Origin of the sequence: Crossiella sp. CA198 (assembly GCF_052078295.1) — a bacterium.
Lineage (GTDB): Bacteria > Actinomycetota > Actinomycetes > Mycobacteriales > Pseudonocardiaceae > Crossiella.
Genome location: NZ_JBQJIM010000008.1, coordinates 191,647 through 212,891, shown reverse-complemented (window position 1 = coordinate 212,891; position 21,245 = coordinate 191,647). Strand labels below are relative to the sequence as shown.

Genomic DNA, 21,245 nt, shown 5'->3' with positions numbered 1-21,245 from the left:
ACCCACTACGGGCTGGAGGCGACATGGACGTCGAGGCCGGACGGGACCGCTGGGTGCACCGCTACGCCGACGCGCAGCGAAAAGGCCAGGTCAGGGACGTCGACTTCAGCACCATCTCCGGTGTGGAGGTGGATCCGGTCTACGGGCCCCGCCCGGGAGCACAGCCCGCCGACTTCGAGCGGATCGGCTGGCCCGGCGAGTACCCGTTCACCCGCGGCCTGTACCCGACCGGTTACCGCGGCCGGGCGTGGACCATCCGCCAGTTCGCCGGCTTCGGCAACGCCCGGCAGACCAACGAGCGCTACCGGATGATCCTGGGCCGCGGTGGCGGCGGGCTCTCGGTCGCCTTCGACATGCCCACCCTGATGGGCCGGGACTCCGACGACCCGCGTGCCCTCGGCGAGGTCGGCCACTGCGGCGTGGCGATTGATTCCGCCGCCGACCTGGACATCCTCTTCGACGGCATCCCGCTGGAACAGGTCACCACCTCGATGACCATCTCCGGCCCCGCGGTGCCGATGTTCTGCATGTACCTGGTCGCCGCCGAGCGCCAGGGCGCCGACATCAGGCGGCTCAACGGGACCCTGCAGACCGACATCTTCAAGGAGTACATCGCGCAGAAGGAGTGGCTCTTCGAGCCCGAGCCGCACCTGCGCCTGATCGGCGATCTGATGGCCTACTGCCAGGACAACATCCCGGCCTACAAGCCGCTGTCGGTCTCCGGCTACCACATCCGCGAGGCTGGTTCGACCGCAGCGCAGGAGCTGGCCTTCACCCTCGCCGACGGCTTCGGCTACGTCGAACTGGGTCTGTCCCGCGGCCTGGACATCGAGAAGTTCGCCCCCGGCCTCAGCTTTTTCTTCGACGCGCACATCGACTTCTTCGAGGAAATCGCCAAATTCCGCGCCGCCCGCCGGATCTGGGCCCGCTGGCTGCGCGAGGTCTACGGCGCCAAGACGGACAAGGCGCAGTGGCTGCGCTTCCACACCCAGACCGCCGGGGTGTCGCTGACCGCGCAACAACCGGACAACAACATCGTCCGCACCGCCGTCGAAGCCCTAGCCGCTGTCCTGGGCGGCACGAACTCCTTGCACACCAACGCCCTGGACGAGGTCCTCGCCCTACCGAGCGAACGAGCCGCCCAGATCGCACTGAGCACCCAGCATGTCCTCATGGCCGAAACCGGCGTGGTCAACGTGGCGGATCCTCTCGGCGGCTCCTGGTACGTCGAAGCCCTCACCGACAAGTTGGAGGCCGAAGCCGAACACATCTTCACCCGCATCAAGGACCTGGCCGCCCTGGCTGTCCCCACCGGCCACCACCCCATCGGTGAAATGACCTCCGGCATCCTGCGCGGCATCGAGGACGGCTACTTCACCGGCGAAATAGCCGACGCCGCCTTCGAATACCAACGAGCCCTGGAAAAAGGCGACAAGAAAATGGTCGGCGTCAACATCCACACCGACGTCACCGCCGATTCCCTGGAAATCCTCCGCGTCAGCCACGAGGTAGAACTCGACCAACGCCGCACCCTCGCCGAACGCCGAGCCCAGCGTGACCAGCCCACCGTCAACCAGACCCTCGCCAACCTCCGCACCGCGGCCCAAGGCGATGGTGAGCTGATCGAACCCATGCTCGCCGCGGCCCGCGCCGAGGCCACCCTCGGCGAGATCTGCGAGGTACTCCGCACGGAATGGGGCACCTACACCGAGCCCGCCCGCTTCTGATCAGTCCACTTATCACACAAACCCCACGCCCCCGCCAAACCCCCACCCGCACCCATCACCGCTCCCCGCCCTAGCCCGCTCCCCACCCGGCCCCGCGCCCACCCCGGTTCCCGTCCGCCCGGCCCCGCGCCCGCCCCGGTTCCCGTCCGCCCGGCCCCGCGCCCGCCCCGGTTCCCGTCCGCCTGGTCCCCGCGCCCGCCCCGGCTCGCGTCCGCCTGGTCCCCGCGCCCACCCCCCGCTCGCGCCCGCCATGCCTCCCACGCCCCTTCCCCACCCACGCCCCTTCCCCCCACCCCGCCCGCACCGCTCTCCTCCCTCCCGCCCTCCCTCCCGCCCGGCAAACCCCTTCTTTCCGCTTTCTCCGCCCACCCGAGCGGTGCTCCGGCGGCCCGGCCGGGGACGCCCGTCCCGCCAATGCGGCGGGCGGCGCGGCGCGACATACCCGGGTCATGTCAGGATGGAAACCGTGACAAGGCCCGATCCTCGTAAGACCGCCGCACTGTCCGCCGCGCTCGCGGGAGCGGTGGACCTGTCCGCGCTCAAGGCCAGGGCCGACGCGGCGGCCCGCCAGCCGTCCCGTCCAGCCGCGGCCGAGCCCGGCGCGCCCACGTCTCCCGGCGATGCCGGGGACAGCGAGTGGGTCATCGACGTCACTGAGGCCGATTTCCAGGCCAAGGTCGTCGAACGCTCGCTGGAGATCCCGGTCGTGATCGACCTGTGGGCCACCTGGTGCGAGCCGTGCAAGCAACTGTCCCCGGTGCTGGAGCGCCTGGCCAAGGCCGCCAACGGCACCTGGCTGCTGGCCAAGGTCGACGTGGACACCAACCCCCGGATCGCCCAGCTCTTCGGCGTCCAGTCGGTGCCCACCGTGGTCGCCATCGCCGGCGGCCAGCCGGTGGACGCCTTCGCCGGCGCCCTGCCCGAGCCGCAGATCCGCGAGTGGCTGACCACCCTGATCGACGCCCTGCGCGACCGCCTCCCCGGCATCGCCGCGGCCGAGGCCAACCAGGGCGCCCCCGCCGCCGAGGCCGAGGAAGAGCCGGAAGACCCCAGGTTCGTCGCCGCCGAGGAAGCCTTCGAACGCGGCGACTACACCGCCGCCGAAGCCGCCTACCAGGAAATCCTCAACGCCGAACCCGCCAACGAACTGGCCAAGGCCGCCGTGGCCCAGGTCCGCTTCGCCGCCAGGGCGGAAGCGGCCGACCCCACCGCGATCGCCAAGGCCAACGCCACCCCCGACGACCTGGACGCCCAACTGGCCGCCGCCGACGCCGAGTTGGCCGACCAGCAGGTGGACCAGGCGTTCGCGCGCCTGATCGACTCGGTCCGCCGCACCGCGGGCGAGGACCGGGACCGAGCCCGCAAACACCTGGTCGACCTGTTCGAGCTGTTCGACCCAACCGACGAACGAGTCATGAAGGCCCGCCGAAACCTGGCCAGCGCCCTGTTCTGAGCGCCACGTTCTGAGCAACCCGGAATCCCCCAGGAGTCACCCACCCGCGAGGCCCACCCTCGCACCACACCCCGACTCCTGGGGGATTCCGTTGCCAGCCTCAGCTCGTCCCGTTCAGGCCCCGCCGAAGCCCTTCCTGCTCAGGCCCCGAAGTCCTCAACGCACGGCGCACTGCCCTCCATGAACCCGATCCGGAACGCCTCGATCCGCGCGAACCCGGACGGCACGTGCTTCCCGTTCACATCCGCCGCGATCAAGCTCTTCCCGGACAGCAGCTCGGCCACCGCCTCGTCCAGGTCCCCAGCCGAGATCCGGATGGTGCCCACCGGGTTGCGCCCGCCGCTCGGCCGTTCCAGCAACGCCCCGCCCCAGGACCCGACCAGGCAGGCCGTCCGCAGTCCCGCGTTCGTGTCGTCCAACGGGAATCCGGTCGCCTTCTGCACGGACAGCACGTACCGCGAAGCCACCTCGGCCAGCGCCGCGAAGTCCCCGATCGCCATGCCCTTCTTCGCCCCGCGCTGTGGCGGGGCCCCGATCTCGGCGAGCTGCGCCACTTCCAGGCTGATCGTGTTGTTCGCCGGGCAGTAGGAGGCGGGCTGGGTCACCTTGCCGTTGGGGCAGGCCACCGAACCGTTGAGCACCTCCGGCGGCGCCGCCCCGGAGTCCTTGAAGACCTGCTTCAGGTTCTCCACGATCTGCAGGATGCTCTCCGCCGTGATCGGCATGTTCCCTCGGTTGCCGTCGGTGGCCTTGAACGGCAGTTCGGTGATCCGCCGCTGGATCTCCACCAGATCGATCTGCGCACACCGCACCGGCCCCTGGCTGAACCCGAACTGGAAGGCCGACACCCGGTCAAAGGCGTTGCCGTGCGCGTTCCGGCTGGTGAACGACGACCCGACCTGATCCCGCAAGGAGAACATGGTCTGCAGCACGCTGTTCAGACCCTCACCCGTGGACACCAGGAAATGCGGCGCCCGCCCCTCAGCCACGTGTTTGAAGAACGCCCCGGTGAAGCAATCGGCCTGCTGCTCACTGACGATGGTCTGCGTCCCCGGCTTCGCCAGCCCGGCCCGCTGCGACACCGCGTGCCCGATCTCGTGCGCCAGCACGGTGACCACGGCCAGATCCCCGAACTTCTCGGAGAGCTGTGGCAGGAGCTGTCCCCGGTCCCACGCGATGGTGTCCTCGGACGGACAGAAGAACGCGTTCACCAGCTCCTTGGTGTTGGTGCGGCACAGCTGGAGGTTCGCCCCACCGGAGTCATAGGAGACAAACCGCGACACCCCTTGGTAGGGCTTGCCGAAGTCCTTCGGGAACCGCTCGGTCCAGTACTCCTGGACATCGGCGACCGCATTGCGCGCCAAGATGTCCATCGGCCCGTCATCCCCGTTCTGCACGGGAACATCAGCCGGCTTGGCCCCACTCCGAAGCCCGCTGGCCCCCTCCGTGACATCCAGCCCGGCCACCTTGCCGGGATCAAGCACCGCCCCAGCCCGCTTGGCCTCCCCGCCAACCTTGACGGCACAGCCACCAACCAGAGCAACCAGCGCCAGCGCGCTCACCGCACACGAGAACGTAACCCGAACCGAGGGCCTGACCACCCTGACGCTCCTTCTCACCGACTCCGCAGACCGTACCGCGAACGCCCCTCACCTTCGGCCACTGTCCGGACAATCCACCCACCACACCCACCGGGCGCGCACACGACGCGCACGCCACACCCCACGCGCTCAACCTGCACGCGACGCACTCGACCGCCGCACTGCTGGCCTAAGCGCCACGCCACGCCACGCGTCTGCGGCAGTGCAACCGCGCCACCCACGACCGGCCCACCCTCACTGACGAGCGCCGGTCCGTTCCGGTTCACTCAGCCCGCTGCCCGCTGCCCGCAGCCGCGGCAGGACGGCTGGCGGCTCAGGGCACGCCGCAGGCGCTGGTGCCCTGGAGCGTGCCAGTGCGGAACACGCCGACCCGCTCAAACCCGGTCGCCAGGCCATGCCCGCCGGTGTCGCGGGCCGCGTAGTCGAAGCCCAGCAGCACCTGCACGGCCTCGTCCAGGTCGCCTGGTGACAGGCCGAAGGAACTCTCGGTCGGTCGCAGCACCGAGCCGGTGTACGCCCCAGCCAGGCACAGCGCCTGCTGCCCGGATCGTTGCTCGCCGACCGGGCGGCCCAGGGCCGCCAGCGCGGCCAGGCCGTATCGGGTCGCCAGCAGGGTGCCGGTGGCGTAGTCGCCGATCTCGGTGTGCAGGGCGGTGGCCCGGTCCACGTCGACCGAGATCGACCCGTCCTGGCAGTAGGCGATCGGGCCCTGTGTTCCCGGCGAGCACTCGCCGTTCACCGTGCCCCGCCGCACCAGCGGCGCCTGCCAGGTGCGCCCAGCCTTGGTGACCAGCTCACCGAAGTAGGCGGACAGGTTCGGGGTGACCGCGTCGAGCATGTCCTTGAACGGCAGGTTGCCGCCGCGCGCCCGATCCACGAAGTCGGTGAAGGCCCGCTGGGTGAACTGGCGGTTCTGCACCGTCATCCGCCCGCACGACGCGGCTCCTTCCCGGTAGCCGTCCTGAAAGGCCGACACCCGGTCAAAGGCGTTGCCGTGCGCCGCGTCATCGCTTTCCGAGGTGCCGACGGGATCCCGGAAGGAGATCAACGCGCGTAGCGCGGAGTCCAGTTGGTCGGCGGTGACCCGCAGGTGCGGCGCCTTGCCGTCGGACACCCACCGGACGAACGTTCCGGCGTAGCAATCGGCCATGGCCTCCATCAGGATCGTCGGATACTGCTCGGGTTGCTTGCGTTGTTCCTCCGCGCCCACGCCAGCCCGGTGGTGCACCGCGTGCCCGACCTCGTGGGCGAGCACGAGCACGACGGCGGCGTCGCCGTACTTGTCCCGCAACACCGGCAACAGCGCGGAGCGATCCCAGGCGATCGCATCCACCGAGGCGCAGTAGAAGGCGTTGCCCTCCACCTCGATGGCCTGCGCCGCGCATGGCGGCGGCTTGGCGGACCGGTCGGTCGTGTCGACCGAGTAGTAGCCGCCTGCCAGCTCCTGCCACTGCTTGCCGAACGTGGCCGGATAGGCCTGCCGCCAGTACTCGCCGATGTCGGTCACCGCGGTCGCGGCGAGCCGGTCGACCAGCCCGCCGTCAGTGCCCCGGACGAATCCGGGATCCACCGCGACCGAGTCGGTGGCGGCGACCGGACTGCCCGCCACCGCCACACTGCACCCGGCGACCAGCGCCGTGGTCAGGGCGAGCACAGCGAGACTGGGCCGCAACGATCGTCGCCGGAGTGGTGGCCGCACCGGACCATTGTGCCGAGAACGGCGGCTGTTGTGGCCGATGCGGTAGCCATCAACATTCGCCGCGTCCGGCTTTCGGTCGCGACGGCCCGCTCGTTCAGGTGGTTTCCGCCGGTGGTGCGGACTGCCGACGGGAATCGGCGGAAGCCTGGCCGGGCAAGGCCTGTGGTGCGTCGCGACTGATGAACTTGGTGGGTTTCGCGGTGCTCAGTCGCGCGGTCGTCTGCTGGCGGGTTGGTCAGGCACTCGGCTGGGGCACCGCGACCGGTTTGTCGGGCGTGGCGGTCACCTCCTCTCGGGCGAGGATGCGGCGCAGAGTGGTGGTCAGCGTCGCGGTCGGGTCGGAGCTGGTCAGGCCGGAACTGGTGGTGTCGGAGCCGGCGGTGGGGTGGCTGGTGGTGCCCGAGTTCGTGCTGGGTGAGCGCCAGGCGACGAAGCCGTCTGGGCGGATGAGCAGTGCGCCGTCCTGGGGGAGACCGGTCGCGGTGAGCCACCTTCCTTTCTCGTCGAGTACGGGACCGTGGTGTGGGTGGAGCAGATGTGCCGTCACCGGTATGCCGAGGGACTCGGCCGCCGCGTCAGCCGCCGCGCACCAGGCCTGACCTGCCGGGCCGGCCAGGACGGTGAACCGGGACGCCACCAGGTCGAGGGTGGAGACCTGGGCTTCGTTGTGGCGTACCCACACGTGTGGCGCCCTGGTGCCGGGCGAGCCGTCGAGCACCACCTCGGTGAGTGAGGGCAAGGTGGTGCGGGGCGAGATCACCGCTCCGGCGGCGTAGTGGTGCCCCACCTGAGCCACCAGGATCTCGGCGATGCCGAGTTCACTGCGTTCGGCGATCTTGCTGAAGTCCCAGTGCAGCCGCCGGTTGACGCTGCGTAAGAGGACCTGCTCCATGGTGAACAGCGCCAACGGCCTGCGTTCGGCCTCGTAGCTGTCCAGCAGCGCGGGCCCGGCCTGACCGCGGTGCACCATCGCGAGCTTCCAGGCCAGGTTCTCCGCGTCGGCGATCCCGGTGTTCAGACCGAAGCCGCCGGTCGGTGGCACCACGTGCGCGGCGTCGCCGACGAGGAAGACCCGTCCGGTGGAGAACTGATCGGCCACCAGTGCGGTGGACTGCCAGGGCAACACGGAGAGGACCTCCGCGGGGAGATCCGTCCGGCCGATCGCCGCCTCGACCAGCTCCTGACAGCGCTCGAGTGGGAAGTCAGCCGGGCTCTGGCCGGCGGCCGGGTCGTAGGCGATGTGCAGGGCGTAGCGGTCCTGGCCGTCGACGGAGAACAGGGGACCGGAGACCCGCGGATTCCTGATCTCGTACATCCCGCCGGGCCGGTTGGCCAGTAGTGAACTCAGTTCGGCGCGGAACAGGATGTTGATCATGTGTCCGCCCAGCGGCCCCGGTCCGGTGGTGGTGATGCCGGCCCAGGCGCGGACACGGCTGTGCGCACCGTCCGCGGCCACCAGATAGCGGGCGCGGATCCTGCCGCGCTCGCCGGTGGCGTGGTCGAGCACGATCGCGGTCACACCGTGCTCGTCCGGTTCGATCGCGCACAGTTCGACGCCGAATCGCACGGTCGCGCCCTGGCTGACGGCGGCCTCGAAGAGCACCGGGTCCAGCTGGTCCTGCGCCCGGTCGCCACCGGTGACCGGGCTGATCTCCTCGGCGGCGGCCATCAGCCCGAAGAAACCGGATTCCGTAGCCGTGGGTGGCTCCAGCGCGGGCACCTCGGCGAGCGAGGTGACGGTGACCCGGCCGGTTGGGGAAGGGCGGGACCGGGTCGCGTGAAGCGCCGGTTCGAGTCCGGCGGCGCGCAGGGGTTCGAGGCCGCGCAGGCTCACGCCGAGCGCGCGTGGGTGGTTGGACAGACCGCCGCGCCGTTCGACGATCAAGGGTTGGATTCCTTGTCTGGCAAGGAATATGGCCATGGACAGTCCGACCGTGCCCGCGCCGGCCACCAGCACGTTGACTTCTTCGTAGGTCATGTCCCATCCTCTCGTTGGGAACGGCGTTCCCGACTTGGCAACACTGTGCCCTTCGGCTAGGGTGGCTGTCAACCCGGCGGGACTGAGGACGAGCAATGAGTGGTGCGGACAACCCGCTGCCAAGGGCCGACGTGGTGTGGACTCGCATTCCAGTGGTGGTGGAGCGGGCTCGCAGACCGGCCTTGACGGTGGAGCGGATGGTGGACGCGGCGGTACGGGTCGCGGACGCCGAAGGGGTGGACGCGGTGTCGATGCGGCGCCTGGCCACCGAACTGGAGACAGGTACGACGTCGCTGTACCGGCAACTGTCCGGAAAGGAGGATCTGCTTGAACTGATGGTCGACCACGTCTACGGCGAGTGTGAGTTGCCGGAGCAGCCCTCCGGTGACTGGCGGGCGGATCTGCACTTGGTCGCCACCGCGGGACGGCGGTTGATGCTGCGGCACTCCTGGCTCGTGTCCGTGCTGGGCAGTCGCCCGCCGATCGGTCCGAATGCGTTGCGGCACATGGACTTCGCCCTTGCCGCGGCACGCGGAGCGACCGACGACGCGACCGAGGCATGCGGATTGGTCGACGCCGTGTCGAGCCTGGTGCTCGGCGGTGTGGTCAATGAGGTCGCGGAGCGAGAAGCTCAGCGGCGCACCGGCCAGGATGAGCAGCAATGGCGCGACACCGTGGGGCCGTACATCCAGCAGGTGGTGGAGAGCGGTCGGTATCCGGAGATCACCCGGCGGGTGCTTGAGGCCACGGACCGGACGCACGATCAGCAGTTCGAGCTTGGCCTTGGGTTGTTGCTGGACGGGATCGCGATGCGGATCGCCGCCGGCCAACGGGCTTAGCATCCCTCGCTGCGGGCTGCGGGCTGCGGGCTGCGGGCTGCGGGCTGTGCGTGGCTTGGTGGGCTGGGCTGGGCTGACTCAGGCCAGCGGGCCAGCGGACCTGGCTGGGCTGGCGGCTGGGTTGCGGGCGTGGCTGTGGCGCGGGCTTGGCCGGGCGCTCGGCGCTGGGTGGCGGGCGCCGGATGGTGGGCGCTGGGGTGTGGTGGGCGGTATTTCGCTGGCTGGCTAGGGATTGCGGCTGGTGTGATGCGGCTTGCGGCTACCGAACGAGCCGCCGGGTGTGGGAGGGGTGGCGGTGACTGCTTTTGTGGCTGAGGCGGGGCTGGCGGACTACCTGGTTGACGATGAGGTGGTCGACTTTCGGAGTCCGGCGGTGGAGGCCGTGGTGCGGGAGCTGTGGGCACTGCATGGCGAGGGGTACGCGCGGGCTGCGTTTGAGTGGGTTCGGGATGCGGTGACGCATTCGATGGATGCCGGGGATCGGCGGGTTACCTGGCGAGCCTCGGATGTGGTGTCGCAGCGGACTGGGCTTTGTTATGCCAAGTCGCATCTGTTGGTGGCCTTGTTGCGGGCCAAGGGGATCGCGGCCGGGTTGTGTTATCAGCGGCTGGCCGATGGGGCCGGTGGGTTTGTGCTGCATGGGCTGGTGGGAGTTTGGGTGGCAGCGGAGGGGCGTTGGGCTCGGGTTGATCCTCGGGGGGACAAGCCGGGGGTGTTGACCGAGTACTCGCTGGGGGAGGAGCGGATCGCCTTCGCCGTGGATGCCGGGGCGGGGGAGGTGGACTATCCGACGGTGTACGCGTCGGGGCATCCCGTGGTGGTGGATGTGTTGAAGAAGAGTTCGGACTGTGTGGTGCTGTGCGCGGGTGGGTTGCCCGGGGAACTGTGATAGCAGGGAAGGGACAGGGCTCAGGAGGGGCGGGGGAGGGCAAGGCAAGCGGGTGGGGCGAGGCGAAGTGCTGGGGCCCAGCCAAGTGCTGAGGTGAGCCCAAGCCAGGCGAGGCGTTGTGGTGCGGCCTGGCGAAGCGAGGTGCTGGGGCCAGGCGAGGTTGGGATGCGACCAGGCCAGGCCAGGCCGCGCCAGGCCAAGCCGGGCAAGATGCTGGGGTGCGGCGGGGTGGCCCTGATGAGGGCTGGTTGGTCAGGGGCCCTCGTAGGCGAGCCAGACCACGCCGCTGGGGGGGAGCTGGAGTTGGGCTGAGGCTGGGCGGCCGTGGTGGGGGTGGGGGGTGGCTTGGATTCGGCCTAGGTTTCCTACGCCGGAGCCGCCGTAGGTCTCGGCGTCTGTGTTGAGGATTTCTCGCCAGTGGCCGGGGTGGGGGAGGCCGACTCGGTAGTCGTGGTGGGGCATGCCGGCGAAGTTGGCGATGCAGGCGACCGGGGTGGCGGTGTGGGTGTCGTAGCGGAGGAAGCTGAGGACGTTGCCCGCCGAATCGTTCGCGTCGATCCAGGAGAAGCCTTCGGGACTGGTGTCCTGGGTGTGCAGGGGTGGGTGGGCGCGGTAGGTGTGGTTCAGGTCCGCGACCAGTTTTTGGATGCCTGCGTGGTGGGGGTCTTCCAGGAGGTGCCAGTCCAGGGAGCGGGATTCGGACCATTCGGCGATCTGGCCGAATTCGCCGCCCATGAAGAGGAGCTGCTTACCCGGGTGGGCCCACATGAAGGCGAGCAGGGCGCGTAGGCCGGCGGCCTTGTTCCAGTGGTCGCCGGGCATTCTGGTCCAGAGGGAGCCCTTGCCGTGCACGACCTCGTCGTGGGACAGAGGCAGGACGAAGTTCTCGCTCCAGGCGTAGACCAGGGAGAACGTGAGTTCGTTGTGGTGGAACGACCTGTGCACCGGGTCATGCTGGAGGTAGCGCAGGGTGTCGTGCATCCAGCCCATGTTCCACTTGAAACCGAAGCCGAGGCCGCCCAGGTGCGTGGGGCGGGTGACGCCGGGCCAGGAGGTGGACTCCTCGGCGATCATCATCACGCCGGGGTGTCGTTTGTAGACAGTGGCGTTGAGTTCCTGGAGGAACTGGACCGCGTCCAGGTTTTCCCGGCCGCCGTGGGCGTTGGGCAGCCACTGGCCTTCTTCGCGGGAGTAGTCCAGGTAGAGCATCGAGGCGACCGCGTCCACGCGCAGACCGTCGATGTGGAATTCGTCGATCCAGTACAGCGCGTTGGCGACCAGGAAGTTGCGGACCTCGGTGCGGCCGAAGTCGAAGACCAGGGTGCCCCAGTCGGGGTGTTCGCCGCGGCGGGGGTCGGCGTGTTCGTACAGGGGCTGGCCGTCGAATTGGGCCAGGGCCCAGGAGTCCTTGGGGAAATGGGCCGGGACCCAGTCGACGATGACGCCGATGCCGCGCGAATGCAGGTGGTCGACGAAGTAGCGGAAATCGTCGGGGCTGCCGAAGCGGGAGGTGGGGGCGTAGTAACTGGTGACCTGGTAGCCCCAGGAACCGCCGAAGGGATGTTCGGCCACCGGCATCAGCTCGATGTGGGTGAAGCCGGTCTGCTCGAGGTAGTCGCCGAGTTCCTTGGCCAGTTCGCGGTAGTCCAGGCCCGGCTTCCAGGAACCCAGGTGGACCTCGTACACGCTGATCGGGCTGCGGCTCCAGTCGGTGGCCTCGCGGGTGACCAGCCACTCCGCGTCCACCCACTCGTGCCGGTCCACCGTCACGATCGAGGCGGTGGCGGGCGGCACCTCGGCGGCGAAGGCCAGCGGGTCCGCCTTCTCGTACCAGGAGTTGTCCTGGCCGAGCAGCTTGAACTTGTACTTGGTGCCGGGCTGCACGCCGGGCACGAAGACCTCCCACACCCCGCTGGACCCCAGCGACCGCATCGGGTTGGCCAGACCGCTCCAGCCGTCGAAGTCCCCGCACACCCGCACGCCGCGCGCGTTCGGCGCCCACACCGCGAACGAGGTGCCGGTGACCAGGCCGTTCGGCGTCTCATAGCTGCGGTAGTGCGCGCCCAGGGCGTCCCACAGCCGTTCGTGCCTGCCCTCGCCGATGAGGTGCAGGTCCAGCTCGCCCAGGGTGGGCAGCCAGCGGTACGGGTCGTCCACCGTCTCGGTGTGGTCGCCGTAGACCACCTCCAGCCGGTAGTCGCCGGGCTGGTGCGGGACCGGGCCGGAGAACAGGCCGATGTCGCCGACCGGGACCAGCGGGTACCTGCCCCCGTCCTGCAGCACGGTCACGGCGCTGGCGTGCGGTTTGAGCGCGCGCACCACCGTGCCGTCGGCGTGCGGGTGCGCGCCCAGCACCGAGTGCGGGTCGTGGTGCGAGCCGGTCAGCAGCCGCCGCACCTCGTCCGGGTGCGGGGCGCAGGCGTCCAGGCTGGTCACGACGGTTCCTCTCCGGAGGTGATCCTGGCGATGGAGGACAGCGGGATGGGCAGCCACTCCGGCCGGTTCGCGTGCTCGTAGGCCACCTCGTAGACGGCCTTGTCCAACTCGAGTGCGCGCAACAGCTCGGCGTGCTCCCGCGGATCGCCCGCCACCTCGGCGTAGCCCGCGCAGAACGCGGTCCGGTTGCGCTGCGCCCATTCCAGCGCGCGCACGGTCAGCTGATGGTCGTCGGTATGCCCGACCAGGCGCTGGTGCGCGGCGTAGTCGAAGGAGCGCAGCATGCCCGCGACATCGCGCAGCGGCGAGCGCAGCCGGGCGCGCTCGGCCGCGGGTGCGGCGGGCTCGCCCTCGAAGTCGATCAGCACCCAGCCGGTGGCCGTGCGCAGGCACTGGCCCAGGTGCAGGTCCGCGTGCACCTGCTGCACCTCGACCGGCTCGCCCGCGGCCACCGCCGCGTCGAAGGCCTTGTGCAGCGCCTCGGCGTGCTCGGCCAGCTCCGGCACCGACTCCAGCATGCCGTCCAGTCTGCGGTGCATGGCCGCGACCAGCGCGGTGAGTTCCCCTGGCGTGGCCAGCCGGGTCTCGGCCGCCCGCCGCAGGTCCGCGTGCACCTCGGCCACCGCGTGGCCCAGCCGCCGCGCCTCGCCTGCGAAGTCGCCGCCGACCTCGTCGGCGTGTAAATCCGCCTCGGCCATCAGGTCCCGCACGCTCGCGGTGGCCATCGCCCAGCCGTCCGCCGCACCCTCCACAAAGGACTGCACCATGCCGAGCGTGCCCTCCGGCGCGCTGATCGAGCCCAGCGGCGGCGCGATGTGCTCGCACCCGGCCGCGGCCAGCACGCGGTGCAGCGTGAGGTCCCGGTTCTCCCCTGGCACCAGCCTGCGGAACAGTTTGAGGATGTACTGACTGCCGTAGACCAGCGAGGTGTTGCTCTGCTCCACCCCGACCGGCCGCCCGCGCAGCCCGGTGGTCAGCTCCACCCCTGGCTCCGGCGTGAACCGCAGGTCCTCGATCTCCCGGCCGGCCGCGATCAGCTCGATCAGCTCGCCGGCCAGCTCCGGATCGTGCGCGGCGTCGTAACAGTCCCAGCCGTCCCAGTCGCAGATCCGGTGCGTCTGCAGCCAGTCCGGCAACGCTGGGCGAGCGCCCAGCAGCAGCTGGTACCGCTCCGGCTCGCCGCCCTGGTCCACCTCGACCACGGCCAGCACCAGCGCGGGATCCTCCGCCCGCAGCACGGTCAGCCGCCGGGTGCGCACGCCGAGCACCGGCCGGTCCTTGCCGGCGAACCACCGCTGCCCCGGTAGCCAGTCGGGCAGCGCGCCGGTCAGGGCTTCCGGGAGCACGGTGAGGTCGAGCCGGGCTGAGGTCAACGGGCGTCACCACTTTCTGCCGTGGCGGCGATCTGGAACCAGTAGAAACCGTGCCCCGGCAAGGTGAGCAGGTACGGCAGCTCACCGATCGCCGGGAAGTGCACACCGCCGGTCAACTCGATCGGGGTGTAGCCCGCGAACGCGGACAGATCCAGCTCCACCGGCTGCGGGAACCGGGAGAGGTTGTTCACGCAGAAGACCACGTCCTCCGGTTCACCATCCTCCTCCGGCGTCCAGCGCCGCAGGTAGGCCAGCACGCTCGGATTGGACGAGCCCAGTTCGGTGAAGGTGCCCAGCCCGAAGGCCGGGTGCTCCTTGCGGACCTCGATCATCCGCCGGGTCCAGTGCAGCAGCGAGGAGGTGTTGTTCAGCTGCGCCTCGACGTTGACCGCCTGGTAGCCGTATACCGGGTCGTTGATCACCGGCAGGTTGACCCGGTTCGGGTCGCACTTGGAGAACCCGGCGTTGCGGTCCGGCGTCCACTGCATCGGCGTGCGCACGCCGTCGCGGTCGCCGAGCCAGATGTTGTCGCCCATGCCGATCTCGTCGCCGTAGTAGAGCACCGGCGAACCGGGCAGCGACAGCAGCAGCGCGGTGAAGAGTTCCTGCTGGTTGCGGTCGTTCTCCAGCAGCGGGGCCAGGCGCCTGCGGATGCCGATGTTGGCCTTCATCCGCGGATCCTTGGCGTACTCCGCGTACATGTAGTCGCGTTCCTCGTCGGTGACCATTTCCAGGGTCAGCTCGTCGTGGTTACGCAGGAAGATGCCCCACTGGCAGCCCGAGGGGATGGCCGGGGTCTGGGCGAGGATCTCCGAGATCGGGAAACGGCTTTCCCTGCGCACCGCCATGAAGATCCGCGGCATCAGCGGGAAGTGGAAGGCCATGTGGCACTCGTCGCCGCCCATCTCGGTGGCGCCGAAGTAGGGGACCACGTCAGCCGGCCACTGGTTGGCCTCGGCCAGCAGCACCCGGCCCGGGTACTCGTCGTCGACGACCTTGCGGCAGCGCTGCAGGAAGGCGTGCGTCTTGGGCAGGTTCTCGCAGTTGGTGCCCTCCTCCTCGAACAGGTAGGGCACCGCGTCCAGCCGGAAACCGTCGATGCCCAGGTCCAGCCAGAACCGCAGCACGTCCAGCATGGCCTCCTGCACCGCGGGGTTCTCGTAGTTGAGATCCGGCTGGTGGGAGAAGAACCGGTGCCAGTAGAACTGCCCGCGCACCGGGTCGTAGGTCCAGTTGGAGCTTTCGGTGTCGACGAAGATGATCCGCGCGTCGGCGTAGCTGGAGTCGTCGTCGCTCCACACGTAGAAGTCGCCGTAGGGCCCCTCGGGATCGCTGCGGGACTGCTGGAACCAGGAATGCGCGTCCGAGGTGTGGTTGAGCACCAGGTCGGTGATCACCCGGATGCCGCGCCGGTGCGCCTCGTCGAGCAGGTAGACGAAGTCGTCGACGTTGCCGAACTCCGGCAGCACCGAGCGGAAGTCGCTGATGTCATAGCCGCCGTCGCGCAGCGGCGAGGCGTAGAACGGCGGCAGCCACAGGCAGTCCACCCCGAGCCAGCGCAGGTAGTCCAGCCGTCCGGCCAAGCCCCGCAGGTCGCCGGAGCCGTCCCCGTTGGAGTCGGAGAAGGCCCGGACCAGCGCCTCGTAGAACACCGCGCGCTGGAACCAGCCGGGCTCACGCGGGGCCAGCCGGGCATGCCGGAAGTCCTCCGCCTTGGGCTCGACCAGATGGCCGTCCGCGGTCAGCGCCTCGCCGGTGTGCTGCACACCCACTTGGCCGGGCACAACAGTCATGGACGCCTCCACACGGGACTCTCGGGGCTTGGGCAATGACGACCAGCCTTCGTCAGCTTCGTGATCAACAGGTTTCGGTTCAGTAGCGTTGGATCGTCACGACGTGGGCGACCGAGTGATGCGGTTCCAGCCGGACGAAGTTGCCCTGGCCCCAGTCCCAGATGTCTCCGGTGACCTCGTCCCTGGCGACGAAACGCTCACCCCAGTCCATACCCAGTTCGGGCAGGTCCAACCACAACGTGCCCTGCTGGCCGTTGTCCGGGTCCAGGTTGATCACCACCACGACGGTGTCCCCGGTGGCCGGATCCTGCTTGGAGTAGGCGATCAGCGCGTCGTTGTCCACGTGGTGGAAGTGCAGCGTGCGCAGCTGGTGCAGGGCCGGATGCGCCCGACGGATCCCGTTCAGCCTGCGCAGCCACGGCTCCAGCGACCGGCCCTCGGCCAGCGCCGCGGCGAAGTCCCGTGGCCGCAGTTCGTACTTCTCCGAGTCCAGGTACTCCTCGCTGCCCGGCCGCACCGCGGTGCCCTCGTACAGCTCGTACCCCGAGTACACCCCCCAGCTCGGCGAGAGCGTGGCGGCCAGCGCGGCCCGGATGGCGAACATCGCCGGACCGCCGTGCTGCAACGACTCGTGCAGGATGTCCGGGGTGTTGACGAACAGGTTCGGCGTGCCGTCCAGGCAGTGCTCGACCAGGCTCACGCCGAAGTCGATCAGCTCCTGCTTGGCGGTGCGCCAGGTGAAGTAGGTGTAGTACTGGGTGAAGCCGCGCCGGGCCAGCCCGTACATCCGGGCCGGGCGGGTGAACGCCTCGGACAGGAACAGCACATCCGGGTGGGTCTGCTTGACCTGCCAGATCAGCCAGTGCCAGAAGTCCGGCGGCTTGGTGTGCGGGTTGTCCACCCGGAAGATCCGCACCCCGTGCTCGGCCCAGTGCAGCACCACCCGGAGCACCTCGGCGTAGATGCCCTGCGGGTCGTTGTCGAAGTTGACCGGGTAGATGTCCTGGTACTTCTTCGGCGGGTTCTCCGCGTAGGCGATGGTGCCGTCCGGCCGCACCGTGAACCACTCCGGATGCTCGGCGGCCCAGGGGTGGTCCGGCGCGCACTGCAGGGCCAGGTCCAGGGCGATCTCCATGCCCAGCTCGCCAGCCCGGTGCACGAAGCCCTTGAACTCCTCCAGCGTGCCCAGGTCGGGGTGGATCGCGTCGTGCCCGCCCTCCTCGGCGCCGATCGCCCACGGCGAACCCGGGTCCTCCGGCACCGAGATCAGGCTGTTGTTCGGGCCCTTCCGGTTGACTCGCCCGATCGGGTGAATTGGCGGCAGGTAAACCACGTCGAAGCCCATGCCCGCGATCCGGTCCAGCGCCGCGGTGGCCGTGCTGAAGGTGCCGTGCACCGGCTTGCCCGAGGAGTCCCAGCCGCCGGTGGAGCGCGGGAACAGCTCGTACCAGGAGCTGTACCGGGCGCGCTGGCGGTCCGCCCACAGCTGCTGCCACTTGCCCTTGGTCAGCAGCTCGCGCACCGGGTGCTCGTGCATGATCCGCTGCACCGGCTCGGACAGCGCCAGCGCGATCCGCTCCGGCAGTCCCCTGGCGGCATCGCGCAGGCCGAGCGCGGCCGACATCAGCTGGGCCCGCTCGTTGCGCCGATCGGGTCGGCGGGCCACCCGTTCGAGCAGCCGGGCGCCGGTCTCCAGATCGTTGTCCAGTTCGGCCGCGCCCTGACCGGCGCCGACCTTGACCTCCACCGCGTGCCGCCAGGTGGCCCACGGGTCACTCCAGGCGTCGATCCGGAAGGTCCACAGGCCCTCCCGATCGGGGGTGATCACCGCCGTCCAGCGGTCCAGGCCGACACCCTCCGGGACCATCCGGGTCTGCCGGGACACCCGGTCGCCGGGGCCCTTCCAGGTCACGGTGGCCGCGATCGCGTCGTGGCCCTCCCGCCAGACCGTGGCAAACACCGGAACATGTTCGCCGGCAACGGTTTTGGCGGGGAAACGTCCGCAGTCGATGAGGGGGGAGACCTCGTCGATACCGAGCCGACCAGTCACCGGCGCCGCCCTTCGTCACGCTCAGGATTCGGGTAGTTGCAAGTCTGCCTGACTCGATCCAGCTCACCGTCACCGGGCCAGGCGGTCGCATCACACGTATTGGTTAGCCCGCTGTGCGCTGGCGCACACTCATCATGGGCGGGTTCCCCCGAGCGGTCCAGTCCCGACCAGGGGGCCTTGTGGACAGATTCCGGCCTGTGGATCGTGCAATTGTTTGCAGGCTGGGCTGGGAATGTTGCCACCGGTGCGGGGGCGCGGGATATGGTCCGCGTCCGTGAGAGCTTTGCGTCGCTTCACCGTCCGCGCCAGCCTGCCCGAGCCGATCGCCGCGCTGGGGCGACTGGCGACCAACCTCCGCTGGGCCTGGCATCCGCCCACCCAGGACCTGTTCGCCACGGTCGATGAGACCATCTGGCGGGACACCGGCGGCGACCCGATCCGGCTGCTCGCCCAGGTCCCGGTGGAACGGCTGCAGAAGCTGGCCACCGACGAGAGCTTCCTCACCCGGACCAGGGCCATCGACGACGACCTGCAGCGCTACCTTGGCCAGCCGCGCTGGTACCAGCGGCGGCAGGAGGAGATCGAGGGCGCCCAGGGCGTCGGCGAGCAGACCCTGCCCGCCTCCATCGCCTACTTCTCGATGGAGTTCGGCGTCACCGAGGCGCTGCCGAACTACTCCGGCGGCCTCGGCGTGCTGGCGGGCGACCACCTCAAGGCAGCCTCCGACCTGGGCGTGCCGCTGGTCGGCGTCGGCCTGCTCTACCGCTCCGGCTACTTCCGGCAGTCGCTGTCCCTGGACGGCTGGCAGGTCGAGCACTACCCGGTGCTGGACCCGCGCGGCCTGCCCCTGGAACCGCTGACCGAGCCCTCCGGCGCGCCGATCCTGGTGCACGTGGCCATGCCAGCCGGCCGGGTGCTGCGCGCGCGGATCTGGAAGGCCCAGGTCGGCAGGGTGCCGCTGCTGCTGCTCGACTCCGACGTCGAGGACAACGACGACGACCTGCGCGGGGTCACCGACCGGCTCTACGGCGGCGACCAGAACCACCGCATCCGGCAGGAGATCCTGGCAGGCATCGGCGGCGTGCGCGCGGTCCGGGTGTACTGCGAGCTGACCGGCCACCCGCAGCCCGAGGTCTTCCACACCAACGAGGGCCATGCCGGTTTCCTCGGCCTGGAGCGCATCCGCGAGCTGGTCACCACCGAGAACCTGGACTTCGACCAGGCGCTGTCCACCGTGCGCGCGGGCACCGTGTTCACCACGCACACCCCGGTCCCGGCAGGCATCGACCGCTTCCCGGTCGACCTGGTGCAGCACTACTTCGGCGCGCCCGGCAACGAGTCCGGCGGCCTGCTGCCCGGCATCCCGTCGGAGCGGGTGCTCGCCCTGGGCGCCGAGCAGAACCCCGGCATGTTCAACATGGCGCACATGGGCCTGCGGCTCGGCCAGCGCGCCAACGGCGTGTCCCAGCTGCACGGCAAGGTCAGCCGGGAGATGTTCTCCGGGCTGTGGCCGGGCTTCGACGTCAGCGAGGTCCCGATCGGCTCGGTGACCAACGGCGTGCACGGCCCGACCTGGGCCGCCACCGAGATCAGCAAGCTGCTCGGCGAGTCCGAAGTGGACAGTGGGGTCGGCCTGCGCGGGTTCGAGCCGGTCACCGACGCGCGGCTGTGGGAACTGCGCAGCACGCTGCGCTCCCGGCTGGTCGAGGAGATCCGCCGCCGGGTCAAGGTGTCCTGGCTGCAGCGCGGCGCCTCCGCGCTGGAACTGGGCTGGACCAGCTCGGTCTTCGACCCCGAGGTGCTCACCGTCGGCTTCGCCCGCCGGGTGCCCACCTACAAGCGGCTCACCCTGATGTTGCGCGACGCCGACCGGCTGCGCGAACTGCTGCTGCACCCCGAACGCCCGGTGCAGCTGGTGGTCGCCGGCAAATCGCACCCGGCCGACGACGGCGGCAAGGCGCTGATCCAGCAGATCGTGCGCTTCGCCGACGACGCGGGCGTGCGCCACCGGATCGTGTTCCTGCCCGACTACGACATGTCCATGGCCCGGTACCTGTACTGGGGCTGCGACGTGTGGCTGAACAACCCGCTGCGCCCCCTGGAAGCCTGCGGCACCTCGGGCATGAAGTCCGCGCTCAACGGCGGCCTCAACCTGTCCATCCGGGACGGCTGGTGGGACGAGTTCCACGACGGCAGCAACGGCTGGGCCATCCCCACCGCCGACGGCGTCAGCGACCCCAACCGCCGCGACGACCTGGAGGCCACCGCGCTGTATGAGCTGCTCGGCAACCAGGTCGCCCCGCTGTTCTACGACCGCGGCCCGGACGGCGTGCCCGCCCAGTGGATGGCCATGGTCCGGCACACCCTGGCCTCCCTCGGCCCGAACGTGCAGGCCTCCCGGATGGTCAAGGAGTACGTGGAGAGCTACTACGCGCCGGCAGGCCGCTCCGCGCACGCGGTGCGGGACAACGGTTTCGCCGGGGCCAAGGAGCTGACCGGCTACCGGCACCGGATGCAGGCCGCGTGGAGCAGGGTCAAGGTGCTCGACACCGAGTTCGCCACCAACGGCAGCTCCGCCACCCCGGTGCTCGGCGCCACCGTGCCGGTCACCGCCCGGGTCGAACTGGCAGGCCTGGAACCGGCCGAGGTCGAGGTGCAGGCCGTGGTCGGCCGGGTGGACGACGCGGACGAGCTGCGCGACGTGGTCACCGTGCCGATGCGCTACGACGGCGACGGGCGCTACTTCGCCGAGATCGAGCTGCCGTACGCGGGATCGGCGGGGTACACCGTGCGGGTGCTGCCGCGGCACCCGCTGCTGGCCTCGGCGGCCGAGCTGGGTCGCGTGGTGCTGGCGGGCTGAGTGCTCAGGGGTTGAGCAGGGCGACACCCAGGTTCAGCGCGGTCGCGTACAGCAGCCACCCGAAATACGGGACCAGCAACCAGGTGGCCGCCCTGCTCACCTTCGCCGCGCTGCACAGGGTCACCCAGACCATCACGTCCAGCACCACGATCAGGATCAGGGCGGGCCAGAGCCACTTGATCGCGAAGAAGATCGGGGTCCAGGCCAGGTTGAACATCAGCTGGGTCCACCACTGCCACAGGCCGCGGCTAACCTCCAGCGGGTGGGTGTCCCGGTGCAGCCACAGTTGCCAGGCGGCCAGCGCGATCAGGCCGTACATGACGGTCCAGATCGGCGGGAACATCCAGTTGGGCGGGGTGAAGAAGGGTTTGGGCGCGGCGTTGTACCAGGCCGCGACGCCCGCTCTCGCCGAGATGCCTGCCACCGCCGCGACCAGGTAGCTGGCCAGCAGGAAACCGACCAGGACGACGACGCTGCGCGGTCCGGAGGTCCAGGAGGCGCGTGGCGGCATGTCTGACAGCAGATCGCATCCGCCAGGTGGCGGCAA

General features: G+C 69.9%; 13 protein-coding genes. 5 read left to right on the top strand and 8 right to left on the bottom strand.

Translation table 11 applies throughout. From position 1 onward, the window contains the following. Positions 1–23 precede the first annotated feature (23 nt). Both ACTOWY_RS15650 and ACTOWY_RS15645 read left to right on the top strand, forming a co-directional pair. Complete coding sequence (locus ACTOWY_RS15650) at positions 24–1,727, top strand: acyl-CoA mutase large subunit family protein (protein ID WP_441310338.1); 1,704 nt, start codon at positions 24–26, stop codon at positions 1,725–1,727. Between the two features lie 457 nt (positions 1,728–2,184). Further along, positions 2,185–3,180, top strand: a complete 996-nt coding sequence (locus tag ACTOWY_RS15645) for a tetratricopeptide repeat protein (RefSeq protein ID WP_441310337.1) — start codon at positions 2,185–2,187, stop codon at positions 3,178–3,180. A gap of 140 nt (positions 3,181–3,320) precedes the next feature. On the opposite strand, the gene ACTOWY_RS15640 is transcribed toward ACTOWY_RS15645, so the two are convergent. From ACTOWY_RS15640 to ACTOWY_RS15630, 3 genes are all read right to left on the bottom strand, one after another. Then, positions 3,321–4,553 (bottom strand): neutral zinc metallopeptidase, encoded by a 1,233-nt coding sequence (locus ACTOWY_RS15640; RefSeq protein WP_441310336.1) that lies wholly within the window; start codon positions 4,551–4,553, stop codon positions 3,321–3,323. Between the two features lie 541 nt (positions 4,554–5,094). After that, positions 5,095–6,480: a neutral zinc metallopeptidase gene (locus ACTOWY_RS15635; RefSeq protein ID WP_441310335.1), complete on the bottom strand. Its 1,386-nt coding sequence runs from the start codon at positions 6,478–6,480 to the stop codon at positions 5,095–5,097. Between the two features lie 235 nt (positions 6,481–6,715). Next, the gene (locus ACTOWY_RS15630; protein WP_441310334.1) at positions 6,716–8,458 is read right to left on the bottom strand and encodes an FAD-dependent monooxygenase; all 1,743 of its coding nucleotides are present in this window, start codon (positions 8,456–8,458) and stop codon (positions 6,716–6,718) included. A 197-nt stretch (positions 8,459–8,655) separates the two neighbouring features. Between ACTOWY_RS15630 and ACTOWY_RS15625 the strand changes: the two genes are divergently transcribed. Continuing rightward, the gene (locus tag ACTOWY_RS15625) at positions 8,656–9,297 is read left to right on the top strand and encodes a TetR/AcrR family transcriptional regulator (protein ID WP_441310333.1); all 642 of its coding nucleotides are present in this window, start codon (positions 8,656–8,658) and stop codon (positions 9,295–9,297) included. Positions 9,298–9,592: 295 nt separating this feature from the next. Further along, positions 9,593–10,186, top strand: a complete 594-nt coding sequence (locus ACTOWY_RS15620; protein WP_441310332.1) for a transglutaminase-like domain-containing protein — start codon at positions 9,593–9,595, stop codon at positions 10,184–10,186. Between the two features lie 252 nt (positions 10,187–10,438). Here the strand turns inward: ACTOWY_RS15620 and glgB are convergent, their stop codons facing one another. From glgB to ACTOWY_RS15600, 4 genes are all read right to left on the bottom strand, one after another. Next, the gene (glgB, locus tag ACTOWY_RS15615) at positions 10,439–12,622 is read right to left on the bottom strand and encodes a 1,4-alpha-glucan branching protein GlgB (RefSeq protein WP_441310331.1); all 2,184 of its coding nucleotides are present in this window, start codon (positions 12,620–12,622) and stop codon (positions 10,439–10,441) included. Next, entirely contained in the window at positions 12,619–13,995 is a 1,377-nt protein-coding gene (locus ACTOWY_RS15610) for a maltokinase N-terminal cap-like domain-containing protein (protein ID WP_441310330.1), read from the bottom strand. The genes glgB and ACTOWY_RS15610 overlap by 4 nt, the downstream gene beginning before the upstream one ends. Further along, entirely contained in the window at positions 13,992–15,788 is a 1,797-nt protein-coding gene (treS, locus tag ACTOWY_RS15605) for a maltose alpha-D-glucosyltransferase (RefSeq protein WP_441310329.1), read from the bottom strand. The genes ACTOWY_RS15610 and treS overlap by 4 nt, the downstream gene beginning before the upstream one ends. Before the next feature lie 79 nt (positions 15,789–15,867). Then, the gene (locus ACTOWY_RS15600) at positions 15,868–17,838 is read right to left on the bottom strand and encodes a maltotransferase domain-containing protein (protein ID WP_441310328.1); all 1,971 of its coding nucleotides are present in this window, start codon (positions 17,836–17,838) and stop codon (positions 15,868–15,870) included. Between the two features lie 274 nt (positions 17,839–18,112). Between ACTOWY_RS15600 and glgP the strand changes: the two genes are divergently transcribed. Further along, a complete protein-coding gene (glgP, locus tag ACTOWY_RS15595; protein ID WP_441310327.1) occupies positions 18,113–20,698 on the top strand; it encodes an alpha-glucan family phosphorylase in 2,586 nt (861 codons plus the stop codon). A 4-nt stretch (positions 20,699–20,702) separates the two neighbouring features. Here glgP and ACTOWY_RS15590 read toward each other — a convergent pair whose 3' ends face one another. Next, positions 20,703–21,209: a TspO/MBR family protein gene (locus ACTOWY_RS15590; protein ID WP_441310326.1), complete on the bottom strand. Its 507-nt coding sequence runs from the start codon at positions 21,207–21,209 to the stop codon at positions 20,703–20,705. Between the last annotated feature and the right edge of the window lie 36 nt (positions 21,210–21,245).

What these genes read in the sequence shown, in the direction of transcription:
- ACTOWY_RS15650 (WP_441310338.1), top strand. Translation starts at nt 24, where the DNA reads ATGGACGTCGAGGCCGGACGGGACCGCTGGGTGCACCGCTACGCCGAC.
- ACTOWY_RS15645 (WP_441310337.1), top strand. Translation starts at nt 2,185, where the DNA reads ATGGAAACCGTGACAAGGCCCGATCCTCGTAAGACCGCCGCACTGTCC.
- ACTOWY_RS15640 (WP_441310336.1), bottom strand. Translation starts at nt 4,553, where the DNA reads ATGGACATCTTGGCGCGCAATGCGGTCGCCGATGTCCAGGAGTACTGG.
- ACTOWY_RS15630 (WP_441310334.1), bottom strand. Translation starts at nt 8,458, where the DNA reads ATGACCTACGAAGAAGTCAACGTGCTGGTGGCCGGCGCGGGCACGGTC.
- ACTOWY_RS15625 (WP_441310333.1), top strand. Translation starts at nt 8,656, where the DNA reads ATGGTGGACGCGGCGGTACGGGTCGCGGACGCCGAAGGGGTGGACGCG.
- treS (WP_441310329.1), bottom strand. Translation starts at nt 15,788, where the DNA reads ATGACTGTTGTGCCCGGCCAAGTGGGTGTGCAGCACACCGGCGAGGCG.
- ACTOWY_RS15590 (WP_441310326.1), bottom strand. Translation starts at nt 21,209, where the DNA reads ATGCCGCCACGCGCCTCCTGGACCTCCGGACCGCGCAGCGTCGTCGTC.